We start from the raw sequence: 26366 nt of genomic DNA on the forward strand, positions 1-26366 counted from the left end.
GCGTGCGGAACGGCCGAGCCGGAACGCCATGCATTCGTTACGCTTCCGTGTCTACCGGATGCCGGCCGGAGCCCTGGGCGTGCCGGAACCTCCTCTGGAGCTCCCCAGCGCAAGCACGTCCACTGCCTCGATGTCGCCGGTAAGGTCGTTGAACCTCCGCAGTACCGACGCCAGTATCGCAGTAGCAAACGGTGACGGTTGCTTCTTCTGTCCGAACGAGTAGTCCTCGAATCCCTTATAGCACGAACGGGGCGTGACTCTGCCGTCCGGCCCGAAGTTGTACGCAACTAGGCACGCTGCCATCTCGGCCACGGCGCGGCGGTCGTCCGGATCAGCTCCCGGCGCTTGCCATATCTCGGGGTAACGCCCGATTGTGTCGAGTACCCAGTAGACACTGTACCAGAACGGGGGCCACTTGACGGTCTTGAACGAGTAACCGTGCCCGAACATGTACGGCTGCTCATCCCCCCGGCGCCTCCAGGCCCGCGCGATCGTGCGGACAGCATCGAGCAGCCCCGCGGGGCGTTGCTCCACAGGCAGTCTCGAGAACGTGCGTACGGCCTGCAGGGTTACTTGCGGGCAGCCGTCCGCCTTCCGGCCGGGGCCGCGGAATCCGGTAACTGAATGTGGAACACACCTCCAACCCAAGCCCTGAGATGTGACGCCCATGTCCGCCGCCATCCTTTGAATTCCCACCTGGATACGCGGGTCACTCCCGCGACCAAACCGTACAAGCATCTCAATGATAGCGTGGGAATCGCAAAGAAGCGCTCCCCAAACAGGGTATTTCGAGCCTTTGGAGCCGTGTGCCGCTCGCCCGTAAGACTGGAAGTGGCCATCCGCTTCCTGGTGTTCCAGCATCGCGTCCAGTCTACGCTCGATACGGTCGTCATCACGGGGACCAACACCCATGTCCGCAAGGAGGTTCAACATATTCGGGAGAAAACCGGGCATAGCGTGGCTGGACACAAGGTCGTCTTTGCCCCACTCCGGCAGTTGCGCCAGCAACCGGTCCGTCTGCGGGTCGGCGAGCAGTTGCCTCCTCGCGGATTGGACCTCGGGGTGGCTACCGGGGTAATCACAGAGAGCAGTTAGAGTAACCCACCTCGCGGACGGCTCCCCCGACTCCAGGAGCCACGGGATGGGGTCCGCCGCGAGCAGGTCTATCCACGGTCCCTTCACCACTTATCTACCTCCTAGTTCTGGTGTCGGGCGCCTCTGGGGTTAGCCCGCATGCGCCTCACGCGAAGCGGAAAAAGATCACGTCGCCGTCCTGCACCTCGTAATCCCTGCCCTCAATGCGCAGCAGGCCACGGTCGCGGGCCGCGGCAAACGACCCGGACCTCTCGAGGCCGGCCAGCGGCAGCACTTCGGCCTTGACGAACCCTTTCTCCATGTCGGTGTGTATCTTGCCCGCCGCGCGCGGCGCGCGCGTCCCCCTCCTGATTGCCCACGCACGCGCCTCTTTCTCGTTGAACGTGTAGAACGTGATGAGATCCAGCGCCTCGTATGCCTTCTTGATTACCCGCAGGCTGCCGGGCACCTCCATACCCAGGTCCTGCAGGAACGCCTGCCTGTCCGCGGTGTCGAGCTCGGCGATCTCGGCTTCGATCTTCGCGGACACGGGCATCACCGCGGCGCCCTCTCGCCGCGCGACCTCGACCAGTTCCCGGTACCGTGGGTCGGGGTCCGACTCCGTTGTGCCCTCGGGGACGTTCCCCACATATATCACGGGCTTCAGCGTGATCAGGAACAGCGCCGCGACTACTGGAATGTCGTCCTCACTCAGCCCCGCGATCCGCGCCGGGATCCCCCTCTTGAGCGCCTCTTCTACCCTCGCGAGGAGAGCGTCCTCGGCTGCTTCCTTCTTCTCGCCGTATCGCGCCGCCTTGCCGATCCTCTCGCGCCTGCGTTCAATCGTCTCCAGATCGGCAAGCACGAGCTCGAGGTTGACAATGGCCGCATCTCGCGCAGGACTTATAGTGGCTTCCGAGTGTGGGACGTTGCCGTCCGTGTGACACCTCACGACGTGAACTACGGCGTCCACCTCGCGGATATGCCCGAGAAACCTGTTCCCCAGCCCCTCGCCCTTGCTCGCTCCTTTTACGAGCCCGGCGACGTCGACAACCTCGAGGGCCGCCGGCACCACCGTCCTTGGCTTGACTATCGCCGCGAGCCGGTCGAGCCGGGAGTCGGGAACTGGGACAGTCCCGACGTTCGGATCCACCGTAGTAAAAGGATACGGCGCCACGGAAGCGGCGCCGGACGTTATGGCATTGAACAGTGAGGACTTGCCGGCGTTGGGTAGCCCTACGAGGCCGCACGACAGCGCCATTTCACTTGCCCCCTCCGCCACGGTTGCCCCACGACGGGGCGTTGCCGCCGGTTTCGCCCGCGCGCTTGATCTCGCGGACGCTCCTCTCGAACTTGGGACGTGGTATCATCACGCGCCGCCCGCATCCAAGGCACTTCAGCCCAAAGTCGATGCCCGTGCGGGTGATCTCCCAATCCGACGAACCGCACGGATGCTGCTTCTTGAGCCTGACGACGTCGCCTATCTTGAACCTGTCCATCACGAGCCTCCAGCGGCAGGCCCGACGCCGTGTGGCGGCGCAGGCTCCCCGGCGGGCGCGGGTCCGCCTGTCTCGACCGGAGGCGCCGCCCCACGCGCCAGAGCCTCCCCGAGCGGATCAGGTGGATTGATGTTCATCCGCTGGAACACCTCGCTCACGGCCAGCCGGATCTCGCGCTCCAGCGCCCACTGCCCCATCGCCTCAGCCCTCGCCACGATTGTGTATACTACACGCTGCCCCTCGAGTGAGGTTATCCCGAGGACGCTTGGGGCCTCCCTGACATGGCTGCTCGTCTCCGCCACGGACCTGCACGCCTCGCTCAGTGCGTCGAGCACTCGCCGCGGTGATTCATCAAAAGAGACGGGAACCTCGACGAGCGCCCGCATCGTCCCGCGGGTGTGGTTCGTGACCTTGTCGGCAACGCCATACGGAATGAAATGGAGCTGCCCACCAAAGTCCCTTACCTTCGCAACTCTCAGGCCCATTTCCTCGACGATCCCGGTTACACCCGCCCACGTAACGTGGTCGCCCACGTTGAACTGGTCCTCGTACACGATGAACATCCCCGCGAGGACGTCGCGTATGAGGTTCTGCGCGCCAAGGCCAAGCGCGAGTCCGACGACTCCGGCTCCGGCCAGCAGCGAGGACGTCCGCACACCGAAGGTCTCCAGGATGATCAGTATCACGAGTGCGTGGACTGTGAAACGCAGTACGCTCTTGAGGATCCCCCTCAGGGTCAACGCGCGCCTCTCGTCCTGCGGCGCCCCGGCGGCACCGCGCTTGGCCAGCCCCCTGGACGTGAACGGCAGGCGGTCAATGATCCGTGAGCCGAGGCGGACCACAATCTGCCCTACGACAAGCACCGCGAGTGCCCTCAACAAGTTGGCGGCGCTGAACATCTCCAGTATTTCTATGGTGTATCGCTGTACCACCTCTACCACGCTCATAGCGATATTACCTTTGCCGCTCCCAGCAGCATTTCGGCAATGTGCAGCATGCTGGCACGGTAGCCTACCAGGGGCTCTACGTCGAGGTGATTGCACGTGTTGGAACAGCAGATGACCTGCGTACCCTGCCCCTTCAGGGTGTCTAGTGTGTGCAGGATGCTCGACCCCTCGCACGCCAGGTGAACGCCGTCGTTCACGAGCACCACCGCCTTCACCACCGACGGCATTTCGAGAAGACAGCTGAGAAACAGCCCCATCAGCCTGCGGCCGGCCTCTCCATCCGGTTCGCCCAGGGACTGCGACCCGACGAGCAGCACTACTCCGGGCCCCTCGTCCAGGCCCTCGATCTTGGGAAGCTCCAGGTAAAGATCCCGCGGCTTCGAACTGACTGCCAGTTCAGGCACCCCGGTCCCCGCACGGCGTTCGGCGCCACGCATTGGAACACCCCCCTGCACCAGATCATGCCCCTCCTCTTCCCAGGACGAACGGGGCCACGCGGCCCACAAGCTCGCCCACGAACTGGAGAAGCGCAGATGACTGAATGACGCTGGTCCTGACGACACCAAGCGTGAAGAGCGGCATCACGATGATCCATCCGATCACGACGTGGATAAGCCCGAGAACACCCCCGAGCGCCGCACCCAGGAGGTTGTTGAGAGCAGCCACCGGGCCGTGTTCGAACGGCGACGCAATCACCGTGCTCAGCGCGCCAAGCCCTATCCTGAGTATTATCAACAGTGCCACGAAGCAAGCGGCTGTCACCGTGAGTCGCGCAAGCATATCCGCAGTGGTACGAATGCCCGTGGAGAGGCTCCCGCCCAAAGCCGATTCGAGCCCGGTAACCTTCAGTACCGTCGAAAGCCATTCGGCCTGCTGCACCGTGGAACCGAAGACCCTCTGCACGTATGCGGAAACCGAGTCGAACGCCCCCGTGTAGCCATGGACAAGCGCGGCCGCGGGCCTGCAAAGGAGGAGCGCCCCGCCCACGGCGAGGACCACGGACAGGAGGCCGAGGAAGCTGGCCGCGAACCCCCGTCGCCAGCCCGCGGTTATCTGGGCCAGAAGGTATACGCCGATTACTGCGTCGATTGCGTTCAACCCCGTACCCCCTTGTCAGCCCCGGCGGATGCCCCCGCTCGCCCCTCCGGCGGGCTCGTGCTTCCGCTCGCGGGCCGGCATGAGCGTCATGAAGATATGCGCACCTACGCCTGGGAACAGCGGTTCGACATCGGTCCCCAGGTACCTGCGGGCGAGCCACGTGACAGCGGTGGCCGTTATCGCAAGGATGGCATACAGAATGGCATTGTTGAGCAGGTCCTCGAGATAATAGGTGTCGCGCCGGCCGAGGGTGGCCCGAGAAATGTCGCCGGCCACCAGGATCGAGAGGAACACCAGGAGGTTCCTCAGAAGCGGGGCGCCCATCAGCCCAGCCGTCCAGGTGCACGCGAGGGCCCCCGCCACCGCGCCCGCCACGATCTCAACGAGGTCCATAACACTGATCATAAGAACCGCCTGCCCGCTTACGGTTTCAACCTGTATGCGCCGAGCTCGCCGGCCTCAGTCAGCACGTACAGGGTGAATTCGTCGTTGGAGACCTCCATCGCCTTAACCGGCGAGGGGAGCTTCAGCTCCCACTGCGTCGAACCCGAGGCGCCGAGAGCGGTTACACCGCTCGAACCCCCGACGAGCACGCCTTCCTTCCACGCCCTCACGCGAGACACCCCGGGCGGGACCTCCGTCCTCCATACCCTGGCGCCCTGCCTGTCGTACATCGTCACCGAGTCCCGTACGAACAGGCCCCCGAACCCACCGCGATTTTCCTTCTGGCAAGCTACCAGTACCCCGCCCTCGCACACGGCGATGTCCGCTGGGACGGCGCCGGGTTCCACGCTCCAGACCAGGCGCCCGTCGAGTTCGTGCGCGTATACCGACGGTCCCGCGATGGAGATTATCAGGCCCGCCTGCAAGTGTACCTCGACACTCCGCGCGAACCCGGGGATCGCCTTGCACTCCACGGCCACGTTGTCCTTCACGGCGATCATCGTGGTGGACGGATAGTCCTTGACCTGGAGCACCGTTATCACCGCGAGGCCTCCCGGCCACGCGCGCGCCGCCAGCGGGATGCCGGAGAACTCCTTCTCCCAGGCCAGACGCCCGCGAAAGTCCACTCGCTTGAGTTTGAATGCCGCGCCGGCCGGTGCAGGACCGGTCGCCGCGCCGGCTGGCGAACCCGCCGTCGCGCCAGGCGCCGGCCCCTCGCTTACTACTGCAGCCACGAGCCCTTTCCGGTCGCCGGCCGCAACCGCTACGCCGGGGATCTTGACAGTCCCTACCGGCGTCGCCCCCGAGGGTGTCGCTCCTGCCCCATCGACCAGATAGTACTTGATGGCGCCGGTGGCCCTGTCCGCCACCGCCACCACGCCGTCACCGGCCCCGATCATCCCATCAGCCGCCGAGAGTGCCAGTCCTTCCCGGCCGGGGAATCGTACGGCAGTCACACCCTCGGCCGACTTCGAGAAAACGACAACCCCGGACGACGCTGGCACCAGCCTGGCCGCCGCCGGCGCCTTCACCACCCACATGGGCGAAGGCGGCTCGGGGCGGCGGGTGGTCAGCCTCCGGGCTGCAAAGAAAGCGACTGCCACAGTCAGCGCTAGGACAGCGATGGCGACCGCGCGCTTCAACCATATCAGCCCGCCCCGCTTCTCTGCTACGGGGGCGCGCGGATCCATGCTACCTCTGAGCGACGGCATCGTAACGTCTGTTCAAAACGCGGTTTCCGCTCGGGCTAACCATCAAGAGTCACTATTCTGTACGCGCGCCATCTCTCCTTTAATGCAGCCGGGGCAGGGCGGGGCATATACCGCGACGATGCATACCCCCAGCAGGCAGAGCCATATACTTCTATCGCGCCGCGCCCGGCGGCGCGCCGGTTTGCACGCGGCTGGCTAGTATGCGGCCAGCTCGTAGCGGAGGGAGTCCAGTGACATTGGTTGCCGAAGAACGCATCAACGCGCGCCATCCCGATGCATCGAACCTCGTATCATGCGCAGTGTTGCGGCTTCTCGAGAGCCACCCCTCTCCCCGCCCGCTGTCCATCCTCTGCATAGGTACTGACCGCTCGACTGGTGATTCTTTGGGCCCACTCGTGGGAACGGAGCTCCGGAAGGACCCCAGGATTCACGCATCCGTCGTGGGCCACCTCGACTGCCCGCTTCACGCGACCAACTTGATGGATGAGCTCGTGGTCCTCGGCCGGGCCAGGCCGTCGCCGCTGGTGATCGCGGTCGACGCGTGCCTGGGCAGGCACGACCAGATCGGGACTGTCGTCGTCGGGAAGGGCCCGTTGAAACCGGGAGCCGGAGTGAACAAGTGCCTTCCCCCGGTCGGCGACGTATTCGTGACGGGCACCGTTAACGTGGGAGGGTTCATGGAGTACCTGGTACTACAGAACACGAGGCTGAGCCTCGTGTTCGCCATGGCCAACGTGATTGCGCGCGGGCTCCGGGCCGCGGTATCGGAATACGCGGTCCGCCCGCCCGCCGATTACGGCCTGTGTTCCGGCGCGGTCCCTGCCGGCTCGACCCGCACCCTCTAGAACCGGCCGCGTGGTTCCTGCAGCGTGAGCCGGTCTTCGATGGCCTGGACTATTTCCTCCTCGGTAAGCCCGCTGGCATCGATGACCGGCGCCCTCGTGGTAACGTCCTGCACGTCCATGAAGTCTCTGTCCATGCCCTTTATCACGACCGCGTTGGCTTCCGCCCACCCCGGCTGATCCAGGGTTACCACGTCGTATCCCCTGCGTAACAGCGCATCCCTGACGTTCGTGAGGTCGTCGTCGACTGCGATCGTCTTCTTCACGGGGAACACCTCCGTCACGGAGTCTCCCCCGCGGCTCCCTTACGTATCCCACGGAGACCGGCCGCGCCACGACTCCTCGAGCAGGGCGATTACCTCTTCGTCCTCCACCTGCTCGAAGTTCAGGTACCACTGCCCCACGGCGGAGAATGGCTCGGGTGTCCCGAGGCAGACCAGGTCATCGACTTCCTCGCCGAGTCGCCGGACCGCGTCCTGCGGCGCGACCGGAATCGCCAGGACCAATCTGGAAGGTGAGCGGTTTTGTATGGAGCGGAGAGCGGCGGTTATCGTCAGGCCCGTCGCGACGCCGTCGTCCACGACGACGACGTCCATCCCCTCGAGATCCAGGGCTGGCCGGCCGCCCCGAAACACTCTGAGCCTGCGGTCGATCTCCCGGGTTTCTTCGCGAGCCTTCGAGGCTATGTACGCCTCGCCGACGTGGAGGGCGGCCACGAGCGACTCGTCCAGAATGATGGACCCGTCCTGCGCCACCGCCCCTATCGCCAGTTCGGGGTTGAATGGCGCGCCGATCTTCCGGGGTATGATGACGTCGAGCGGGGCGCCGAGGCCCCTCGACACCTCGGCGGCGACAACGACACCGCCCCTCGGCACACCGAGGACCACCGGCTTCTCCAGGTTGAGCCCGCGAACCTCGGCCAACAGCAGTCGTCCGGCCTCGCGCCTGTCTCTGAACAGCATGTTCCCACCCCCGGTAGTGTGGGGAGTCACCTCTCGCGACCGCGCGGCACGAGTACTCTCAGCGCCGATGGAGCCACAGTGAATACTGCGGGCAGGACGCCCACGATGTTTCCGTCGGCCTGCACTGGGGTCAGCGTCTCGGAATCGATCCTCACCTCGGTCCCCGAATACACAGCGCACTTACGGTACTCCATGTGCCGGCCCGAATACGTCAGGGGAAGCAGCCTCATGGCCTCCCAGCGGCCGACCCCGCTGACAATCACTATGTGGAAGATGCCGTCGTCGACGCGGGCATCCGGCACCATCTTGACTCCCCCACCGTAGTACTGCCCATTACCGACGGCCACGAGAAGCATCTCGTCCTCGATGACGTTCCCGTCGATACAGACTCTCATCCGCGGTGACCTGTAAGAAAGGAGCGTGGGTATCGCGGTGACCAGGTACGTGACCGTGCCGTTGATGTAGACCGGTCCCCTGTTGACGCGATCCGCTATCACCGCATCGATGCCGGCGCCCGCTATGTTAACGAAGAAGTCGCCGTTCATGCGGCCCAGGTCGACCCGAATGGAGTGGTCACCGATCAGTACGTTCGCCAGGGCCTCAAGTCCTTTAGGAAGATCGAGTGTCTTCGCGAAATCGTTGCCGGTCCCTGCGGGGACGATCCCGAATTCGCAGTCCGTCCCGGCAATACCGTTCGCAACCTCCTGGACGGTGCCGTCGCCCCCGACCGCCACGATGCGGTCATACCCCTCTTCGAACGCCTGCCGCGCGACCTGCGATACGCTGTTCGGCCCAGGCGTGACTCTGCATTCGATAGCCTCACCGCGTTTCCTCAACAACGGTTCCAGCAAAGCCCAGATCCTGAGGGACTTCCCTTTACCCGCGACCGGGTTGACTATGTAAACCGTTCGTTCCGTCCGGATCACCCCACAGGCGGCCTCGCGTCGAGCCTCACGCCATCTGCGCTCGCTGAAACCATCAAAAAAACTACCCAATCTGAAGACTGGGTAGTTGCCGTCGCCTCTATTTCAGGGTTTGGGGGCTTGCACCGGCGCCTTGGCGGTCTGGTCCTTTCCATCTCTCTTCATCTCGCTCGCGCCGCGAAACATCGCCCCGTCGGCCACAACCAGGCTGCTGACCTTGATGTCCCCGACCAGCCTGGCCGTCCCCGCGAGCTCGAGCTTCCCGTCGGTCTCGACGTTGCCCTTCAATTCGCCGGCCACGGTCACGTTTCGTCCCTTGATATTTGCTATCACGCTGGCGCTCTCACCGACTATGATGTCACCCTTGCAGTTGATTTCGCCCTCCACGCGGCCATCTATGCGCACGCCGCCGGAAGAAGCGATGGTTCCCTTGAACTCGGTGTCCTGGCCGACGATCGTCTCGATCCTGTCGCTCTTTTCAGGCCCGTCCTTCTTCCCGAACATAATCCCCAACCCCTTCAGGCATCTGTTATAGGCCACTCAATGAAATGAAGTCCTCGGGGTCCACACATTTTCCATTGAGGGTCAGCTGGAAGTGGAGGTGCGGGCCTGTTGAGGAACCGCTCGACCCTACCTGCCCGATAACCTGACCCCTCTCCACCTTCTGCCCGACCTTCGCGGCCAGGCGCAGGCAGTGACCGTACCAGGTCCTCATCCCGTATCCATGGTCGATGATGATGGTCCTGCCGAGCCCGCCATGCCAGCCCGCGTACACCACCACCCCATCACCCGCGGCGGCCACCGGCGCCCCATAAGGAGCCCCTATGTCGAGGCCTTCGTGGAAGTCCCTCGACCTCGTGATGGGCGACCGCCGGAACCCAAACCGCGATGTAACGGCACCGAGCGTCGGCCATATCGACGGCTTGACTCTGAGGAACGCCACGGTCTCCTGGAGATCGTTAAGGGCCTGGGTAAGGCTTTGCTCGCGCAGGCGCGCCTCCTCGATGAGTCCCTCGAAAAGGCCCTGTCTTCGCAAAGCCGCTCCGCTGCGGGACACCTCGGCCAGGGCCATTCTCTGCTCGATCGACCTTGCCGACATCGCCGCCGGGTCCGAGCGCGACGAAATCAGGGTCCTTTCCTTCTTGATGATCTCGCGAATCTGGTTGTCCAGCGCCTCGAGACTGTTCAGCTTCTCCTCAACCTCGGTGGCCTCGCACCTGAGCTTGTCGAGCAACTCCTTCTGGCTGGAGTTCTCCGCCCTCAGCTGTTTGAGCTCGACGTCGTTCTCTCCGACGACGCGCGTCATGTACCTGTACCTGACGGCGAAAACGCAGGTGGACAGAAGCGCAATACCGAGGATAGCCGCGGCTACCTTCAACCATACCGTTCGGAAGGGGAAGGAAACCGGCTTGTCCCCCGAGTGGGGAACCACCATTATAGTGAAGGCCTGATCGGCTTTCCTCTTGGAGCCGGTCAACTGTTGCTCCACCACCGGATTCTCTGCATATTAGTCAACACAAACCGACCGCCAATGATGACGGTCGCACTCACTATTCCACGCCCGCCGCGGTTTTCCTTCAATGGAAGCGAGACCCGCTTCACGAGCCGGGGTCTACGTCGAGTCTCGCCCCGCCGGGATCGAGCGTGAACCATTCCCCGCCGCGGTGATACACTCGCGGTAGTCGCGGGCTGAGCCCGGTCAGGATATCGTTGACGATCGTTCCACACGCGGCTGCAAGGTCGGCGGCGGTAGGACCGGCCTTCGGGTCGGATGACAGCACGGTCACTACGTCCCCGGCGGAAACCCCTTCGATGCCGCTAAGGTCCACCATGAACTGGTCCATGCAGACCCGCCCCAGGATGCGGGCGCGCGTGCCGCCCACCACGACCTCGCCCTTGTTGGAGAGGACGCGGCGGTATCCGTCGGCATACCCGAGCGGCAGCGATCCGACTCTGACCGCCCTGTCGGCTATGTAAGTGCGGCCGTAGCTTATGCTGTCGCCCGTATTCACCGTCTTGACGTGGGAAAGCCGGGCCTTGATGGTCAACGCTATCCGGAATCCCTGGGCGGGCACGGGTGGATATCCGTACAGGACGATGCCGGGCCGGATCATGTCGAGGTGGTACTCCCGGTACCCGATCAGCGCGGCGCTCCCACAGCAGTGAAGTGTGCGTGCCCTCAAGCCGCGCCTCTCGATCTTCTCGACCGAGTCCATGAACGTAGCGAACTGGTGTTCGGTGTAGTCGGGATCTGTGTCGGCGACCGAGAAGTGAGTGAAAGCCCCGTCGATTTCTTCCAGGCCCGCGCTCATCAGGGCCTCCACCAGCCGGTCGAGTTCCTCACCCGGTCGCGCACCGATGCGCCCCATCCCCGAGTCTATCTTCAGGTGCATGAGGGCTGGCTTCCCGAGCCGCCTGGCCGCCGATAGCAGCGCCTGTACGCCAGGGATAGTCCATACCGCCTGGGTTACGTCATTGGCCACGACGATTTCCGCCTGCTCTTCCGGGGTATAGCCCAGGACCAGCACCGGCGCAGTGATTCCCGCTCGCCGGAGCTCCAGCGCCTCATGCAACGTGGCGACACCGAGACTCCCGGCCCCCGCGTCCAGTGAAGCCCGGGCGACAGGGACCGCGCCGTGGCCATACCCCGCCGCCTTGACCACCGCCATGATCGACGAGCCGGGCGCCAGCCCCGCCTTCATCACGGAGATGTTGTTCGCGATGGCGTCGAGGTCGACCTCCGCCCAGGCCGGCCGGATCTGGCTGAGTCCTATCAACTGAATCACCCTCCCGCTATTATGCGAGAATCCCGGTCATCGCCAGCACGGCCGCGATCACCAGGCCGGGCAGCAGGTTCCCTACGGGGATCTTCGTGGCGCCCAGCATGTTCAACCCTATTCCCACGATCATGAGGCCGCCAGTGGCGCTAACCTCCCTGATCGCCGCCTCCGTGAGGAAGCGTTCGATTGCCTGCGCCATGAGGGATATGGAGCCCTGGTACACCAGGACAGGCACGGCCGAGAACATCACGCCGAGCCCCATTGCCGAGGAGAGGATCACCGATGTGACGCCGTCCAGGAGGGATTTGGCGTACAGTATGTCGCGTCTCCCCGACAACCCTTCCTCGATGGCACCCATTACCGCCATCGCCCCGATGCAATATATGAGCGTCGCCGTAACGAATCCCTTCGTGAAGTCGCCGCTCTTCTGAGGGAACCGGGCTTCAAGAGCCCTTCCGACCTGGTTTAGCCGGTCCTCTATCGCAAGGTTCTCGCCGATGACGGCGCCCCCCACAAGGCTCAGGATCACCGAAAAGACGCTGGCGGTTTTCATGGCCATGCCGATGCCGATGAGTACCACTGGGAGCCCCATCACGCTCGTGACGGTATTCCTGGTCTTCTCGGAAACGCCCTTGAGCCCGAAGGCCCCCACCAGGCTGCCAGCCACGACGACCGCCGCGTTGACGATCGATCCGATCAACGAATTCACCCCCGATCAGGTGCTCGCTCCGCCGGCGCCGGCCGTACTGCGGCACGGAACGCACCGGTAAGAACACAACAGGGGCCGGGGTAGCGTACTCGCCCTGACGGTTTGGAGCGTCCTGCCCCACGCGGGACCGGCCCTGCGGCCGGCGCGGTGTTCCACGTGAAACATGCGGCGGGATCTCGCGAATATGCAGGCCGGGAAGCGTGGGACTACCCGATCTTGCCGGCCGCTTTGCCTTGGGTCTCGCCCTTACCACCCAGTATGATGCCCACGATTCGCTCCAGGTCGTCCCTGCTGTAGAACGATATCTCGATGCGGCCCTTCCGCTCGTTACCTTCGATCCGGACTCTGGTGCCGAGGGCCTCCATCAAGAGTCCCTCCGCGTCCCCCAGTTCCGCGGTGCCGGCGCCCCGCCCCGTCACCTTCGAGCCGCGACTCTTTTTCCCCTTGTCTCCGGCCGCAATCTTCCTGGCGAGAGACTCCGTCTCCCTGACCGACAATCCACGGTCCACCACCGCCTGCGCCACCCCAGATTGCTCCGCCGGCCGAAGGCTTACTATCGCCCTCGCGTGACCCATGCTCAACCGTCCGTCCCGGACCATCATCTGAACCGGCTCGTGCAGTTGCAGGAGGCGTATCATGTTCGTTATGTGAGTACGGCTCTTCCCCACCCTGGACGCGGTCTCTTCCTGTGTCAGCCCAAACTCACGCGCCAGCCTTTCGAATGCTTCCGCCTCCTCCATGGGGTTCAGGTCCTCCCTCTGGAGGTTCTCTATCAGGGCGACCTCCATGACCTCGCGGTCGCCCATCTCGCGAACTACCGCCGGGACTGTCCGGAGGCCGGCGGCCTGAGCCGCCCGCCAGCGCCGCTCGCCGGCGATGAGCTCGTACCTGTCTCCCCGCCTCCTGACGAGCACGGGCTGCACTACCCCGTGCTCCTTGACTGACTTGACGAGCTCCTCCATCTTCGCGTCGTCGAACCTGCGCCGGGGCTGAAGCGCGTTAGGCATCACGTCGCCGACCGGTATCTCCTGCGGCTGAGCCGGCGGCCCGGCGTCGATGTCCGGGATGAGGGCCTCGAGGCCTCTACCTAGTCCTCTTTTCTGCACGCTCAGTCACTTCCTTCGCAAGCTCTTTGTACACATCTGCCCCGCGCGAGCGGGAATCGTACAACGTGATGGGTTTCCCGTGACTCGGAGCTTCGCTCAGCCGGACGTTCCTCGGGACGACAGTCCGGTACACCTTCGAGCGGAAGTACCGCTTGACCTCCTCCGCCACCTGTATCGACAGGTTCGTCCTGCCGTCGAACATCGTAAGCACAACCCCTTCGACCACCAGCCCTGGGTTCAGGTGCTGTTGCACGCGCGCCACAGTCCTCATGAGCTGCCCGAGTCCCTCCAGCGCGTAATACTCGCACTGGATGGGCACCAGGATGGAATCCGCCGCCGTGAGCGCATTGAGGGTGAGGAGGCCAAGAGAAGGAGGACAATCCATGAATATGAACTCGTAGTCGCCGCGGACCCCTTCCACCGCCTGCCTCAGCCGCGTTTCTCTCCTCTCGACGGCTACGAGCTCGATCTCGGCTCCCGCCAGGTCGAGGGTGGACGGAACGGTGTCCAGTCCCCGGATAGCTGTCGCGCAGACGATCTCCCGCAGCGGTACGTTGTTTATGAGGGCATCGTATATGGACCTGCGGACCTTTTTCCTGTCCAGACCCAGCCCGCTCGTCGCGTTGCCCTGCGGATCAACGTCGACGACGAGGACTCTCCGGCCCAATTCCGCGATGCACGTCCCCAGATTGACAGCCGTGGTCGTCTTCCCCACTCCGCCTTTCTGGTTCGCTATCGCAATAACCCTCGCCATCAAATCCCCCCTGCGCCGGGTCGCTTCCTCCGCTCCTATTCGTCACACTCCAACCAACCCCTTCCTGTGCGACACCATCCGACACCATAAAACGGGCGCTTTCGCGCCCGCACCTGGCACATCGAAACTCCGGGGCCCCGGTCCCGCCCGACGGCCGACGCCCTACCCGCTCCCCACTCTGCCGTTTCGAACGGGGCGCCTCCACTCCCTCACACCGTCCGTTTCGGCTTCGGTATCCTCATTACCACCTCGATGAATCCTTCGGATTCCCTTTCTTCGAGCGTCGCGTCGAGCCCCGCGCGGCGGAGCGCTCCAACTGCCGACCTGAAGGAGTTCACGAAAAGCCGCGCGTCCTTGAACACCCGCAATCGCAGCTTCTTCCGCCTGCCCCGTGGGGTGGCGTTCTCCACAGACCCCTCGACCAGCGCCTCCGATTCCTGCACAGTCAGCCGCTGCCGCACAATGCTCCCCAGTGCTTCCAGCTGGGCCTCCTTACTCTCGAGCCTCAGCAAAGCCCTCGCATGGCGTTCCGTGATCGCGCCGGACCTGAGCGCATCCTTCACCTCTTCAGGCAGCCTGAGCAGGCGGATCTTGTTCGCCACCGCGGGCTGGCTCAAGCCGACCGCCTGCGCAACCTGCTCCTGGGTGAGACCGAACTCCGCCGAGAGCCGGCAGTATGCCTCCGCCTCCTCCAGCGGGCGTAGATCCTCCCTCTGGACATTCTCGATCAGGGCTGCGAGGGCCGATGCCCTGTCGTCGTAATCCCTGACTATGGCGGGGATCCTCTCGACGCCCGCCATCTTGCAGGCCCTGACCCTTCTCTCGCCGGCAACAAGCTCATACCCTGCCCCGGTGCGCCTGACCACGACCGGTTGAATCAAACCGTGGGTTTTGATGGATTCACACAGCTCCGCGATGTCGCCGCCCGCGTCCTCGCGGGGCTGAAAGGGACTGAACAATATCGAGGCCGCGGGAATCTCCACGACTTCCGGGGGCTTCTCCGTCTTGCGGGCTGCTACTCCAGCCTGCACAGGGTCTCTGGAACCAGATAACGCCCTCAACCAGGGAGTCCGCTTCATTCCAGCCCACCGCCCCTGCCAATCTCTGGTAATATCTCCAGATTTCGGCGGGCCGGGGCGCTCTTCCTTCTCTCGGGGCGGGCGACTGAAGCTCAATCTCGAGCGCTAAAGGGGTTTTTTCGCCGGTGTGCCGGCATTGCGGGGATATGCTCGAGGAGTCGGCTTATCCTTGACAATCACCGGAATCGCCCTCGTTCCGGCGCCGAACGGTAGTTCGTATTCGTACACCGACTCAACCCTGCCTCCCAGCAGGCGAACGGCGCGCATCGCCGCCCCTACCTCGGCGGATGCATACCGGCCCTTCATCGCAAGCACGCGGCCCCCCACCCGGCATAGCGGCAGGCAGTACTCAGCGAGTATGCCCAGCGGCGCCACCGCCCTGGCCGTCGCGACGTCGAACCGCTCACGGAGGTCCTTCCGTTGACCGGCGTCCTCGGCCCTCGCCCAGACAGTATGGGCCGCTATCCCGAGCGCCGCAGTCACGTGCCGCAGGAACTCCACCTTCTTCCGGGTGGCGTCGAGCAGCCACAGGTCCAGGTCAGGCCGGAGAATAGCCAGCGGGATCCCCGGAAACCCCGCGCCGCTGCCCACGTCCACCAGTCTGGCGCGGGGCGGTATTTCGGCCGCCTTGAGGCACGCTATCGAATCCACGAAATGCTTGACCGCGATCTCCTCATCTCCGGTGATCGCGGTCAGATTAATGCGTTGATTCCATTCCAGAATCTCGCGGCGGTATGCCTCAAACGCGGCCAGATGCCCGCTTTCAAGCGCTATGCCAAGCGCGGCCGCTCCAGATGATAGAATGCTCCTCCAGTCACCCTCGGGCACGCCGTCTCGTCTCCTCCACGTATATCATCAGAGCAGTCACGTCGGCCGGCGAGACCCCGGGAATCCTGAGGGCCTGCCCTACCGACACCGGCCGTATCTTCGAGAGTTTCTGCCGGCCTTCGGTCGAGACGCCCGGTACCGAGTCGAACTCGACTCCCTCCGGAAGCAGCTTCCCCTCCAGCCGCCTGAACCTTTCCACCTGCGCCGCCTCCCTGGCCAGGTACCCCTCGAACTTGAGATGCAGATCCACCTGCTCCACGACGTCGGCAGGATAGTCGGGGAGGCTCCGGTGGATCCGCCTCAGGTCACTGTATCCGATTCCCGGCCGCCTCAGGAGCTGCGCCAGGGTGACGCTACCATGTATCTCTGCGGACCCCCGCTCCCGGAGCACCGCGTTGGCATCTGCGGACGGCGCCACGCACGTCTGCGTCAGCGACATGGCCTCGGCTATAAGGTCTCGCTTCCTGCGGAAGGCCGCGTATCGCGCCTCCGATACGAGACCCGCCTTCCAGCCGAGCTCGGTCAGCCGGAGGTCGGCGTTGTCCTGCCTCAGCAGCAGTCTGTGTTCCGCCCGTGAGGTCATCATCCTGTAAGGCTCGTCCGGCACCTTGGTGACCAGATCGTCAATGAGCACGCCGGTGTACGCCTCGGACCTCTGCAGGACAAAGGGGGATTTGCCGCGCACGCAGGCCGCCGCGTTGATACCCGCGATGACCCCCTGCGCCGCCGCCTCTTCGTAGCCCGAGGTGCCGTTCACCTGCCCCGCCGAGAACAGCCCGCGAACCTTCCTCGTTTCGAGCGTCGCGCCGATCTCCGACGGTACGATGTAGTCGTATTCGATAGCGTACCCCGGCCTCAGGATCTCCGCGTTCTCCAGGCCGGGAATGGTGTGGAGCATCTCTACCTGGACGTCCTCCGGGAGGCTGGTCGAGACCCCCAGAACGTACATCTCTACAGTGTCGCGACCCTCCGGCTCCAGGAACACCTGGTGGTGCTGCTTGTCTGCGAACCGGACCACCTTGTCTTCTATCGACGGGCAGTACCTCGGTCCCCTGCCCTTAATGGACCCATTGTAGAGCGGGGCCCGGTGCAAGTTGTCCCTGATAAGCCTGTGGGTCTCCTCGTTTGTATAAGTCAGGTAGCATGGGAATTGCTCGCGAACCGCCGGTTCGGTCATAAATGAGAACGCCAGCGGGCGATCGTCTCCGGGTTGCGGCGTAGTCTTCGAGAAATCGACGGTCCGGCCGTCGACCCTGGGCGGAGTGCCGGTCTTGAACCGCCCGATCCCCAGGCCCAGTTCGCGAAGGTTCCTCGACAGCCCGACCGACGGAAGGTAACCGGAGGGCCCGGACAGAGCAGAGAATTCGCCCGTGATAACCCGGCTCTCCATGTACACGCCCGATGTGATCACAACGGCGGCGGCCTCGTATTCCATACCGGTACTCGTGCGGACGCCCTTCACCCTGCCGTCCTCCACGAGTATCGAAGTCACCATGCCTTGCTTGATCCGCAGGTTGGGCTGACTCTCCAGCACCCTGCGCATGTTCGCCTGGTACACCTTCTTGTCGCACTGCGCGCGCAGCGCCTGCACCGCGGGGCCCTTGCCGGTGTTGAGCATCTTGATCTGTAGCAGCGACCTGTCGGTGTTCAGGGCCATTTCCCCGCCGAGCGCGTCGATCTCGCGCACGAGGTGCCCCTTCCCCGGGCCTCCGACGGCGGGGTTGCACGGCATGAGCGCGACGCCTTCGAGGCTGATGGTGAACACGGCCGTCGAGCAGCCGATCCGCGCCGCCGCGAGAGCCGCCTCGCAGCCGGCGTGTCCAGCGCCGATCACTATGACGTCAAACCGTCCCCCGAAGTGCATCGCTCTCACCCCCCTATTTCCCCACGCAGAACTCCCTGAAAATCCTGTCAATGATCTCTTCGCCGGCCGTGTCTCCAGTGATCTCCCCAAGCGCGTCGACGGCGTCACGCAAGGCGGTCGATGCGAGGTCTACCGGCAGTCCCGACTTCACTCCGCTCTCTGCCTCGTCCAGGGCAGCAGCCGCCCTCTCGAGCGCGGCGGCGTGCCTCGCGTTGGTTACGACGACCTGTGCAAGCGAGCCCCCGCTCGAACCGGTCCCGCCGGCTGCGGCCACGATGGCCTCTTCCAGCGCGCCAATGTTCTCGCCGGTCCTGGCAGACACCCTCACAGCACGCGACGCCCCGCACAATCCCTCGAGGTCCACCCTCGCGAGCGCGCCAGCCCCAAGGTCGACCTTGTTTACGGCCACCACCCGAACGCCCGGCGCGCGACGCGCGTTGTCGATCGCCCTGCGGTCTTCATCGCCCAGTCCCGCCGAGTCATCCAGCACGATCACCACAACGTCCGCGGCTTCTATCTCCCCGCGGGCGCGCGCCACACCCGCCGCTTCCACCGCGTCTCGCGTATCGCGAAGCCCCGCCATGTCGACGAGTGTCACCGGGAATCCGAGGATGTTCGCGCCTTCCTCAATCGTATCTCGCGTGGTGCCGGGGACGTCGGTCACTATCGCACGCTCCATCCTGAGAAGCGCGTTCATCAGCGACGACTTTCCCACGTTAGGCCTGCCGGCCAATGCCACGCGGATCCCTTCCCTCAGGATCCTCCCGCTCCCCGCGCTATTCAGCAGCCGTCCTATCTCCAGCGCCGCCGCTCCAATTTGCTTCGCCAGCTCGTCCCCCGGCGGGTCGCCCACTTCGTCGGGAAAATCGATCCCCGCCTCTATCCACGCCACGACATCCAGCAGGTCCTCACGAACCCTGCGAACCTTCCCCGACAACCCGCCCTGGAGCTGCGCCAGCGCGGCGGCCGCCGCGCGCCCCGTCTTCGAACGTACCAGGTCGAGCACGGCCTCCGCCTGAGACAGGTCCAACCGGCCATTAAGGAAGGCGCGTGCGGTGAACTCACCCGGCAGAGCCGCCCGAGCACCGGCCCTCAGCGCGGCCTGCAGCACCCCGCGCACCGCCGCGAGCCCGCCGTGGCAGCCGATCTCCACGACATCCTCCCTCGTGTACGAACGCGGGGCGCGAAACACCGTCACGAGCACCTCGTCTATGATCTCGCCCGACCTGGGGTCGACGACGTGCCCGTATACGACCGAATGGCTATTCGCCGGCAGGCCGCCACCACGCGGGCCACGAAACATCCGGCCCGTAATCCCGATTGCGTCCGGGCCGCTCAACCTGACTATTCCGATGCCGGCTTCTCCCGCCGCCGTGGAGATCGCGGCGATCGTGCCGCCGATGCCGTATTCCACCGTTTGACCCTCCCGGTCCTCCGCCGGAACCGTGCCGCCCGCCCCAACCCGCCGGCAGGCAGACTAAAGCCCGGCCAAATGAGTCACACGCGCAGGCCGGGCCTAAAGGTCGACTACCGTTTCGAGGAGATTATGATCTTTCTGTACGGCTCCTCCCCTTCGCTGTGGGTCTCGACGTTCGGGTCATCCTGCAACGCAAGGTGGACGATCCTTCGCTCATGCGACGACATGGGCTCGAGCGCGACGGGTTTACCCGTCCGCCTCACCCGGTCCGCCATGCGCGCCGCGAGCTTCTTGACCGCCTCCTCGCGCCGCTTGCGGTAACCTTCCACGTCCACGATGACCCGCCGGCCGTCATCGCTGGCCTTCGATGCCGCGAGGTTAACGAGGTATTGCAGGCTGTCCAGCGCTTGCCCGTGACGCCCGATGAGCATCCCCGCCTCCGCCCCCACGACCTCGGCAAACACGTGGTCCTCCGACTCTGACACCTTCACAAACACCTTGACCTTGAGCGCCTCGCCTATCTCCTCCAGGAACTTCCTCACGAACTCAACTTTCTGCGCCTTCTCCGTAACCCGGACTCGGGCCTCCTTGGAGCCGAGAAGCCCAAACAGGCCCTTGGCGCCCTCTTCCAGGACCTCCACGGTCACCTTCTCGCGATCCGTCCCCAGCTCCTCGAGGGCCAGGATTATGGCTTCTTCAACCGTCCTGCCTCTCTTCTCGACAGATCTCATGTCTGACCCGCTTCCCCTTTGGCCACCGGGATCTTCCCAATAGCGATTCTCTCGACGATGCTCCAGAGGTTACTGATCACCCAGTACAGCGACAAGGCCGCGGCGAACCTGGTCGCCATCCACCCTATCAGGATCGGGAATATATACATCATCGACTGCTGGCTGGTATCACCGGGCGCCGTACTCACCCTCGTCTGAACGAACGTGCTCGCCGCGGCCAGCAGCGGGAGCACAAACTTGTCGGGCTGGCCAAGGTTCCACATGAGGAACGTCGCGGTCTTGAGCGGCTCGTACTTGTCGAGCGCCTGGAAGAAAGCGATCAGGAAGGGGAACTGCACCAGCAGAAGCAGGCATCCCGACAGCGGGTTAACCTTGTTCTTCCGCCACAGATCCATGGTCTCCTTGTTGAGCCTCTCCGGGTCGGACTTGTATTTCTTCTGCAGAACGCTGATCTCAGGCTGCAGCGACTGCATCTTCGTAGTCGACCGCGTCTGAAGCACCGTGAAGGGCAGGAGCACTATCCTCACGGCTATCGTTAGAAATATGATTGCGAGCCCGTAGCTTCCCGTGAGGTTGAAGAGGTATGCGATGCCTTCCTGCATCGTGCCAGACAGCCAGCCCAAACGTGTACCCTCCCTTTCCTGCTCCTGCCAACATTATTCCCAAAATGTATCCTCCGCCACCACAAAGCCGTCCGCTGGATCACGGCACGGGGTCGTATCCCGAACCACCGAAAGGGTGGCACCTGCACACGCGCCTGAGGCCCAGCGCTATCCCCCTGGCCGCCCCGTACTTCCTGACAGCCTCGCTCATATATTCTGAGCACGACGGGTAATACCTGCAACGCCTGCCAAGGTATGGAGAGATGGCCTTCTGATACAGATCGATAAGGGCCAGCGCACCCCTTGCCGCCATACCCGGCGGCGCCCCCGCAGATTCTCCCGGCATTTCCTCGGCCCTCGTCACTCCATAAGTCCCGCCTTCACGAGCAGCCCGGTTACCTCCGCCTGGACCGCCTCGAAGGGCGCTTCCGCCGCGCCCGACCTCGCCGTGAGCACCATCCGGATCCCCTCGGGAATCTCCGGCAAGTGCTTCCTGACGGCCTCGCGGATCAACCGCCTGACGCGATTCCTTTTCACGGCCCCGCCTATCCTGCGAGAAACCACGATCCCCGCCTTCTTACCGGAGCCCTCTCGAAAGACGTACAGCATCACCAGCCTGCCCGGGTAAAGCCTCCCCCCCCGGTACACCGCCTTGAACTCAGCCGATGACCGCAGTCTGTTCTCCCGCCCAAGCAACCGGCACACCCACGCCTTCCGAGTAGACTTGGCCCCTGAGATATCGAGTGACGAATTGCCGGCCGAAAATAAAGGCGGTCCGCAACATGCCGACCGCATTATCGCACTCGATACTTAGGCCCGGCCCAGGGAACCTATGCCGACAACCGCTTCCGGCCCTGGAGCCGCCTCCGCTTGATAACCTTCTGTCCGCCCGCGGTCCGCATCCTTGCCAGAAAACCGTGGGTACGTTTCCTCCTCCTGACTTTCGGCTGGTACGTCCTCTTCAACGAACCCTACCTCCCGCTACCACGGACCACTTTCATACGTAGATCCTCGCGAAGTTACAGGGTGAATTATATACGATGCTTCCAGCGGGTGTCAAGGAACAACCCCATACAGCGCGCCCCGCCGTCAGTCTTCCCGCCCCTCTGGGGAGCCCGCCGATTCTTGCCAACCCCCTCACTTTTTGCTATCATATGCCATAGACAAGATCGCCGGACCTTCCGGCGATTCTTGAACTTTATCCACAGACTGTGGGTAATTTTGTGGGCAACTTGTTGATATTTAACGCCGCGGAATCCCGCGCGAACGAAAAGCCCGCCACATGCCTGAAAGGTGGGACGCCGATGCGGACTGAGTTGGGGCAAATGTGGGAGAAGGCCCTCGAAACCGTGGAAAGAGACCTCTTTAAACCGACCTTCCAGCAGTGGCTGAAGAACACGAAACCCCTCGCGTTCTACGGCGACACGATGGTGATCAGCATACCGAACGAGTTCGCGAGAAACTGGGTCGAATCCAGGTATACCCCTCTCCTCAAGAAAGTTCTCAAGGACATTTCCGGCCAGGATGTCAATTTGACTTTCGTGATACCTCCCACAGAGGATCCGGTGGAGGCTCCGTCCGGTGAGCACCCCGGGCAGTACGCTCCGGTCGCTCCCCCGCAGGCGTCCGGCGAGGCGTTCGCGCGCCCGGCCCTGAACCCTCGATACACCTTCGACACATTCGTGGTGGGTCCCAGCAACCGGTTTGCCCATGCTGCCGCGCTGGCCGTAGCCGAGGCGCCGGCCCGCGCCTACAATCCTCTCTTCGTCTACGGGGGAGTGGGACTCGGCAAAACCCACCTTATGCAGGCCATAGGTCACCAGGTCCTCAGGAATAACCCGAGGGCCAAAATCGTTTACGTGTCCACCGAGACATTTACGAACGAACTCATACTCGCAATCAGGGACCGCACTACTTTCGATTTCCGGAACAAGTACCGGAACATCGACGTCCTGCTCATAGATGACATCCAGTTCCTGGCCGGCAAGGAAGGCACTCAGGAGGAGTTTTTCCACACATTCGACGCCCTGCACCAGGCCAATAGACAGATCGTAATCTCCAGCGACCGTCCTGCGAGGGAGATCGTCACGCTCGAGGAACGGCTGCGTACGCGGTTCGAGTGGGGACTCACCTGCGACATCCAGCCTCCGGACATCGAGACCAGGATAGCTATCCTCCGCGCCAAAGCGCGCACCGAAAATCTCAGTGTCCCGTTGGACGTTCTGCAGTACATAGCCAGCCAGATCGAGACCAATATTCGCGAACTGGAGGGCGCCCTCATAAGGGTGGTCGCGTATTCCTCGGTCAACTGCAAGTCGATCGACCTGACCATAGCCCAGGAAGTGCTCAAGGACATAATACCCGCGGCCAAACCGCGCCAGGTAACAGTCGAGCTGATCCAGAGAGTCGTCTCCGAGCACTACGGACTTGACCCCGACGACCTGAAGGAGAAGCGCCGGACCCGCGCCGTCGCATTCCCCAGGCAGGTCGCCATGTACCTGACCAGGGAGCTTACCAATGCCAGCCTCCCGAGGATCGGCGACGCATTTGGCGGAAGGGACCACACCACGGTCATCCACGCGTGCGACAAGATATCGCGAATCATACAGACAGATCAGGGACTGGTCTACGCACTGGAACTCCTCACCCAGAAGATAAAGGGTAAGGAAACTCACAACCGCGGTGTGGACAAGTAGTGGATACACCATGGATTTCCCCACTTGTCCATCCAGGATATTCCATGCGCTGGATAACCTGGACAAGTCGTTACGCTTTCCACATCTTGTCCATAGGCTTAAAGAGTTGAGCACCAATGGCTTCGTACTGTTACCCACATAACCTACAACACTTACTACTTACTACTGGGTTCTTCTAAAGAGATATAGAATCAGTAAGTAACTCACAGGAGGGATCGTCCGTGAGGATTTCTCTCACGCAGCCCCAGCTCGCCGGCGCCATCCAGACGGTGGCAAGGGCAGTCTCGGGGAAGACAACCGCCCCAGTACTTACCGGAATCCTTATCAGTGCGGAGAACTCGCGGATTACGCTCAAAGCGTACGACACCGAGATAGGGATCCAGGCGCCCGCGGGCGGCACTGTCGAGAGAGATGGGTCTATCGTCCTGCCGGCGAAGATCATGGGGGAGATCATACGGAGTATCCCTCAGGGAAACATAACCATCGACGCCGACGTCTCCAATCATACGGCCACACTGACGTGGGGCCGCTCTGAATTCACAATTCATGGATTCGACGCCGTTCAATTCCCTTCACTTCCCGAGATCAGCGCAGCCGGGCCGATAACGGTAGAGACCGAGACAATGAAGGGTATGATACGCCAGACGGCGTTTGCGACGGCACAGAGTGATGCAAGGCCGGTATTGACCGGAGTGCTGCTCGAAGCGTCCGGTCGCGAGCTCAGCATGGTGGCGATCGACGGCGTGAGGCTCTCGTTCAGGCGGGTTTACCTGAGTAACGACGGGATACCGGAGTCGAAGGCAATAGTCCCCGCGAGGGCGCTTAACGAGGTTGCGCGATTGATCCAGAGCGGACCCGAAGTCCCGTCGGTTGGACTGGAAGCAGGGCAGGGACACGCGCTATTCACCATAGGAGAAGTCAGGGTAATCAGCAGGCTCCTCGAGGGCCAGTTCCCGCCATACCAGCAGATAATCCCCAAGTCGTACTCTACAACCGTAACCATACGGCGCCAGGACCTCCATGATGCATGTGAGCGTGCGTCACTCGTTTCGTCCGACGACGATAACACCATAAGGCTGAACATCTCCGGGGGCTGTGTGTCGATGTCGGCCGCGTCGCCGGAAGTCGGGCGCGTACGCGAGGATGTAGACGCTCAGGTGGAAGGCGAAAGCCTCGAGATAGCGTTCAACGCGAGGCTGCTCATCGAGGGGCTCAGGGTGATCGACGTCGATGAAGTCCTTCTTAGGAGCACCGGCAAGTTCAGCCCCGCATGTATCAGATACGTCGACCATGAAAACTTTATCTACGTGGTAATGCCCCTGCGGACGGCCGAGGTTTCGTAAGTGGACGGCCGCGGGGAATCTCTCCGGCGGGGGAGGACGCTTCAGTGAGCGGCCGGCAGGAGCGCGAGGTCGGGATCCGGACGCCGTCCATCAGGCTCGACCAGTTCTTGAAATGGGCAGCGGTGGTTCCAACGGGGGGAAGGGCCAAGGAGATGATCGTGGGCGGGAGCGTTAAAGTCAACGGCGTAGCCGAGTGCCGGCGGACCTCTGCGCTACGCCCGGGAGATCTGGTGGAAGTCGACATCGGCGGCCCGTCTCCCGCGGTCCTGAGGGTAGTCGCCCGGCCTTGATCGTACAACGCCTGGCGTTCTCCAACTTCCGGAACTACCACCTGGCCGGGATCGAGCCGTCGCCTGAGCGAAACGTTCTCTGGGGCGCCAATGCGGCTGGCAAGACTAACGCGCTGGAGGCCATCGTCGTACTCGCCACGGGGCGCTCGCCGCGCACCAGCAGGGACGCGGACCTCGTCAGGTGGGGAGAACAGGGCTTTCACGTCAAGGCGGTGCTCGCACGCAAGGTGGGGCCGGTCACCCTCGAGGTCGGGTACGATGACTCGGCGCAGAAGGTCGTCCGGATCAACGGGGCTCCTCAGAAGACGGGCGCCTTGCTCGGCAACCTCCGTGTAGTGAGCTTCTTTCCGGATGACGTGTACGTGATAAAGGGCTCGCCGGCCTTGCGGCGCCGTCTCGTGGACATTACCCTGTCGCAGGATAACCCCACATATTACTACCGTCTCATTCAGTACCAGAAGGTCCTACTCCAGAGAAACAGCCTTCTCAGGCAATGGTCGGGCAGGGTGGTGCCTGACGACCTCGTCGAACCGTGGGACGCGCAGCTGTCCAGGATCGGTGCGTCGATCATGCTCCGAAGGGCGGCCGCGATCGCGTTCATGGGGCGTGAAGGCTCGGAGGTCTATTCGCGGATCTCGGGGGGAGAGCGCCTCGAGGTCGTGTATTCGCCGTCTGTGCCCGTGTCCGGCGGGGAGGACGTCGGGACGGTGTCCGCTCGGATGCTGGAAGCCCTCAGGTCATCGCGGAGCGAGGACTCGAGGCGCGGTTCCACCGGCACGGGGCCGCACCGCGACGACATCCTGGTGCGGGTCAACGGGTCCGACGCCAGGCTGTTCGCCTCCCAGGGGCAGCAGCGTACCGCCATCCTCGCGCTCAAGGCCGCCGAGATGAGGCTGCTGGAGGAACGCAGCGGTGAGTCGCCGGTGTTGCTCCTCGATGACGTATTCTCCGAGCTCGACGATGCCCGCCAGGCCTCCGTTGTAAGGGAGATGACCGCCGGGGTGCAGTCGTTCATAACCTGTACCGATCCCGGCGAGACGGGAGGACTTGCGGGAGGCTCAGCAGTATTCAAGGTTTCGGACGGTAACATTGAAAAGCCCGCGCCCGACATGGCGCCGGGGGAGGAAGGGGTGCGCGGCACCTGACGCCCCTCAAGGACATACTCGA

General features: G+C 63.5%; 31 protein-coding genes. 5 read left to right on the forward strand and 26 right to left on the reverse strand.

Annotation, left to right across the window (positions count from 1 at the left end):
* Positions 1–51 precede the first annotated feature (51 nt).
* The 8 genes from HPY55_04915 to HPY55_04950 are packed head-to-tail and all read right to left on the reverse strand — an operon-like array spanning position 52 to position 6204.
* Positions 52–1185 (reverse strand): hypothetical protein, encoded by a 1134-nt coding sequence (locus HPY55_04915; GenBank protein ID NPV69977.1) that lies wholly within the window; start codon positions 1183–1185, stop codon positions 52–54.
* A 55-nt stretch (positions 1186–1240) separates the two neighbouring features.
* Complete coding sequence (ychF, locus tag HPY55_04920; protein ID NPV69978.1) at positions 1241–2335, reverse strand: redox-regulated ATPase YchF; 1095 nt, start codon at positions 2333–2335, stop codon at positions 1241–1243.
* Between the two features lies 1 nt (position 2336).
* Entirely contained in the window at positions 2337–2576 is a 240-nt protein-coding gene (locus HPY55_04925) for a DUF951 domain-containing protein (GenBank protein ID NPV69979.1), read from the reverse strand.
* Positions 2573–3520 (reverse strand): mechanosensitive ion channel family protein, encoded by a 948-nt coding sequence (locus HPY55_04930; protein NPV69980.1) that lies wholly within the window; start codon positions 3518–3520, stop codon positions 2573–2575. Before HPY55_04930 ends, HPY55_04925 begins: the two co-directional genes overlap by 4 nt.
* Positions 3517–3957 (reverse strand): hypothetical protein, encoded by a 441-nt coding sequence (locus tag HPY55_04935; protein ID NPV69981.1) that lies wholly within the window; start codon positions 3955–3957, stop codon positions 3517–3519. The genes HPY55_04930 and HPY55_04935 overlap by 4 nt, the downstream gene beginning before the upstream one ends.
* Before the next feature lie 22 nt (positions 3958–3979).
* Positions 3980–4618: a hypothetical protein gene (locus tag HPY55_04940; protein NPV69982.1), complete on the reverse strand. Its 639-nt coding sequence runs from the start codon at positions 4616–4618 to the stop codon at positions 3980–3982.
* A 15-nt stretch (positions 4619–4633) separates the two neighbouring features.
* Positions 4634–5023: a hypothetical protein gene (locus tag HPY55_04945; GenBank protein ID NPV69983.1), complete on the reverse strand. Its 390-nt coding sequence runs from the start codon at positions 5021–5023 to the stop codon at positions 4634–4636.
* A 17-nt stretch (positions 5024–5040) separates the two neighbouring features.
* Positions 5041–6204: a hypothetical protein gene (locus tag HPY55_04950; protein NPV69984.1), complete on the reverse strand. Its 1164-nt coding sequence runs from the start codon at positions 6202–6204 to the stop codon at positions 5041–5043.
* Positions 6205–6473: 269 nt separating this feature from the next.
* Between HPY55_04950 and yyaC the strand changes: the two genes are divergently transcribed.
* On the forward strand, positions 6474–7118 hold the full coding sequence (gene yyaC / locus HPY55_04955; GenBank protein NPV69985.1) for a spore protease YyaC: 645 nt from the start codon (positions 6474–6476) through the stop codon (positions 7116–7118).
* Here the strand turns inward: yyaC and HPY55_04960 are convergent.
* The 18 genes from HPY55_04960 to rpmH all read right to left on the reverse strand — a co-directional run bounded on the left by HPY55_04960 (position 7115) and on the right by rpmH (position 21835).
* Positions 7115–7369 carry a YkuS family protein gene (locus HPY55_04960; protein ID NPV69986.1) on the reverse strand — a complete coding sequence of 85 codons (255 nt, stop codon included), beginning with the start codon at positions 7367–7369 and terminating at the stop codon, positions 7115–7117. The two genes, yyaC and HPY55_04960, sit on opposite strands and share 4 nt — an antisense overlap.
* 51 nt (positions 7370–7420) lie before the next feature.
* A complete protein-coding gene (locus tag HPY55_04965; GenBank protein NPV69987.1) occupies positions 7421–8074 on the reverse strand; it encodes a phosphoribosyltransferase in 654 nt (217 codons plus the stop codon).
* 29 nt (positions 8075–8103) lie between these two features.
* The gene (locus HPY55_04970; GenBank protein NPV69988.1) at positions 8104–9003 is read right to left on the reverse strand and encodes a diacylglycerol kinase family lipid kinase; all 900 of its coding nucleotides are present in this window, start codon (positions 9001–9003) and stop codon (positions 8104–8106) included.
* Positions 9004–9105: 102 nt separating this feature from the next.
* Positions 9106–9504 (reverse strand): polymer-forming cytoskeletal protein, encoded by a 399-nt coding sequence (locus HPY55_04975; protein ID NPV69989.1) that lies wholly within the window; start codon positions 9502–9504, stop codon positions 9106–9108.
* A 25-nt stretch (positions 9505–9529) separates the two neighbouring features.
* Positions 9530–10477 carry a peptidoglycan DD-metalloendopeptidase family protein gene (locus HPY55_04980; protein ID NPV69990.1) on the reverse strand — a complete coding sequence of 316 codons (948 nt, stop codon included), beginning with the start codon at positions 10475–10477 and terminating at the stop codon, positions 9530–9532.
* A gap of 121 nt (positions 10478–10598) precedes the next feature.
* Complete coding sequence (alr, locus tag HPY55_04985) at positions 10599–11777, reverse strand: alanine racemase (GenBank protein NPV69991.1); 1179 nt, start codon at positions 11775–11777, stop codon at positions 10599–10601.
* Between the two features lie 19 nt (positions 11778–11796).
* On the reverse strand, positions 11797–12480 hold the full coding sequence (locus HPY55_04990; GenBank protein NPV69992.1) for a DUF554 domain-containing protein: 684 nt from the start codon (positions 12478–12480) through the stop codon (positions 11797–11799).
* A gap of 215 nt (positions 12481–12695) precedes the next feature.
* Positions 12696–13595 (reverse strand): ParB/RepB/Spo0J family partition protein, encoded by a 900-nt coding sequence (locus tag HPY55_04995; GenBank protein NPV69993.1) that lies wholly within the window; start codon positions 13593–13595, stop codon positions 12696–12698.
* Complete coding sequence (locus HPY55_05000) at positions 13573–14349, reverse strand: ParA family protein (protein ID NPV69994.1); 777 nt, start codon at positions 14347–14349, stop codon at positions 13573–13575. Before HPY55_05000 ends, HPY55_04995 begins: the two co-directional genes overlap by 23 nt.
* A 209-nt stretch (positions 14350–14558) precedes the next feature.
* The gene (locus HPY55_05005; protein ID NPV69995.1) at positions 14559–15428 is read right to left on the reverse strand and encodes a ParB/RepB/Spo0J family partition protein; all 870 of its coding nucleotides are present in this window, start codon (positions 15426–15428) and stop codon (positions 14559–14561) included.
* Between the two features lie 105 nt (positions 15429–15533).
* Positions 15534–16232: a 16S rRNA (guanine(527)-N(7))-methyltransferase RsmG gene (gene rsmG / locus HPY55_05010; GenBank protein ID NPV69996.1), complete on the reverse strand. Its 699-nt coding sequence runs from the start codon at positions 16230–16232 to the stop codon at positions 15534–15536.
* A gap of 10 nt (positions 16233–16242) precedes the next feature.
* Complete coding sequence (gene mnmG / locus HPY55_05015; protein NPV69997.1) at positions 16243–18120, reverse strand: tRNA uridine-5-carboxymethylaminomethyl(34) synthesis enzyme MnmG; 1878 nt, start codon at positions 18118–18120, stop codon at positions 16243–16245.
* Positions 18121–18133: 13 nt separating this feature from the next.
* Complete coding sequence (gene mnmE, locus HPY55_05020; protein ID NPV69998.1) at positions 18134–19522, reverse strand: tRNA uridine-5-carboxymethylaminomethyl(34) synthesis GTPase MnmE; 1389 nt, start codon at positions 19520–19522, stop codon at positions 18134–18136.
* 125 nt (positions 19523–19647) lie between these two features.
* On the reverse strand, positions 19648–20268 hold the full coding sequence (locus HPY55_05025; protein NPV69999.1) for a protein jag: 621 nt from the start codon (positions 20266–20268) through the stop codon (positions 19648–19650).
* On the reverse strand, positions 20265–20870 hold the full coding sequence (locus HPY55_05030) for a membrane protein insertase YidC (GenBank protein NPV70000.1): 606 nt from the start codon (positions 20868–20870) through the stop codon (positions 20265–20267). The genes HPY55_05025 and HPY55_05030 overlap by 4 nt, the downstream gene beginning before the upstream one ends.
* 100 nt (positions 20871–20970) lie before the next feature.
* On the reverse strand, positions 20971–21183 hold the full coding sequence (gene yidD, locus HPY55_05035) for a membrane protein insertion efficiency factor YidD (protein ID NPV70001.1): 213 nt from the start codon (positions 21181–21183) through the stop codon (positions 20971–20973).
* Between the two features lie 47 nt (positions 21184–21230).
* Entirely contained in the window at positions 21231–21575 is a 345-nt protein-coding gene (gene rnpA / locus HPY55_05040) for a ribonuclease P protein component (protein NPV70002.1), read from the reverse strand.
* Positions 21576–21700: 125 nt separating this feature from the next.
* Positions 21701–21835 (reverse strand): 50S ribosomal protein L34, encoded by a 135-nt coding sequence (gene rpmH / locus HPY55_05045; GenBank protein NPV70003.1) that lies wholly within the window; start codon positions 21833–21835, stop codon positions 21701–21703.
* Positions 21836–22174: 339 nt separating this feature from the next.
* Here rpmH and dnaA point away from each other — a divergent pair, with 339 nt between their 5' ends.
* The 4 genes from dnaA to recF all read left to right on the forward strand — a co-directional run bounded on the left by dnaA (position 22175) and on the right by recF (position 26344).
* Positions 22175–23566, forward strand: a complete 1392-nt coding sequence (gene dnaA, locus HPY55_05050) for a chromosomal replication initiator protein DnaA (GenBank protein ID NPV70004.1) — start codon at positions 22175–22177, stop codon at positions 23564–23566.
* Between the two features lie 221 nt (positions 23567–23787).
* A complete protein-coding gene (gene dnaN, locus HPY55_05055; GenBank protein ID NPV70005.1) occupies positions 23788–24909 on the forward strand; it encodes a DNA polymerase III subunit beta in 1122 nt (373 codons plus the stop codon).
* A 44-nt stretch (positions 24910–24953) separates the two neighbouring features.
* Complete coding sequence (locus tag HPY55_05060; protein ID NPV70006.1) at positions 24954–25199, forward strand: RNA-binding S4 domain-containing protein; 246 nt, start codon at positions 24954–24956, stop codon at positions 25197–25199.
* Positions 25196–26344 carry a DNA replication/repair protein RecF gene (recF, locus tag HPY55_05065; GenBank protein ID NPV70007.1) on the forward strand — a complete coding sequence of 383 codons (1149 nt, stop codon included), beginning with the start codon at positions 25196–25198 and terminating at the stop codon, positions 26342–26344. Before HPY55_05060 ends, recF begins: the two co-directional genes overlap by 4 nt.
* Positions 26345–26366: the final 22 nt, after the last annotated feature.

The organism is Bacillota bacterium (assembly GCA_013178305.1).
Lineage (GTDB): Bacteria > Bacillota > Sulfobacillia > JABLXB01 > JABLXB01 > JABLXB01.

What these genes read in the sequence shown, in the direction of transcription:
- dnaA (NPV70004.1), top strand. Translation starts at nt 22,175, where the DNA reads ATGCGGACTGAGTTGGGGCAAATGTGGGAGAAGGCCCTCGAAACCGTG.
- HPY55_05030 (NPV70000.1), bottom strand. Translation starts at nt 20,870, where the DNA reads ATGCAGGAAGGCATCGCATACCTCTTCAACCTCACGGGAAGCTACGGG.
- HPY55_04975 (NPV69989.1), bottom strand. Translation starts at nt 9,504, where the DNA reads ATGTTCGGGAAGAAGGACGGGCCTGAAAAGAGCGACAGGATCGAGACG.
- HPY55_04930 (NPV69980.1), bottom strand. Translation starts at nt 3,520, where the DNA reads ATGAGCGTGGTAGAGGTGGTACAGCGATACACCATAGAAATACTGGAG.
- HPY55_04945 (NPV69983.1), bottom strand. Translation starts at nt 5,023, where the DNA reads ATGATCAGTGTTATGGACCTCGTTGAGATCGTGGCGGGCGCGGTGGCG.
- yidD (NPV70001.1), bottom strand. Translation starts at nt 21,183, where the DNA reads ATGGCGGCAAGGGGTGCGCTGGCCCTTATCGATCTGTATCAGAAGGCC.
- HPY55_05005 (NPV69995.1), bottom strand. Translation starts at nt 15,428, where the DNA reads ATGAAGCGGACTCCCTGGTTGAGGGCGTTATCTGGTTCCAGAGACCCT.
- mnmG (NPV69997.1), bottom strand. Translation starts at nt 18,120, where the DNA reads ATGCACTTCGGGGGACGGTTTGACGTCATAGTGATCGGCGCTGGACAC.
- HPY55_05025 (NPV69999.1), bottom strand. Translation starts at nt 20,268, where the DNA reads ATGAGATCTGTCGAGAAGAGAGGCAGGACGGTTGAAGAAGCCATAATC.
- HPY55_04935 (NPV69981.1), bottom strand. Translation starts at nt 3,957, where the DNA reads ATGCGTGGCGCCGAACGCCGTGCGGGGACCGGGGTGCCTGAACTGGCA.
- ychF (NPV69978.1), bottom strand. Translation starts at nt 2,335, where the DNA reads ATGGCGCTGTCGTGCGGCCTCGTAGGGCTACCCAACGCCGGCAAGTCC.
- HPY55_05000 (NPV69994.1), bottom strand. Translation starts at nt 14,349, where the DNA reads ATGGCGAGGGTTATTGCGATAGCGAACCAGAAAGGCGGAGTGGGGAAG.
- yyaC (NPV69985.1), top strand. Translation starts at nt 6,474, where the DNA reads ATGCGGCCAGCTCGTAGCGGAGGGAGTCCAGTGACATTGGTTGCCGAA.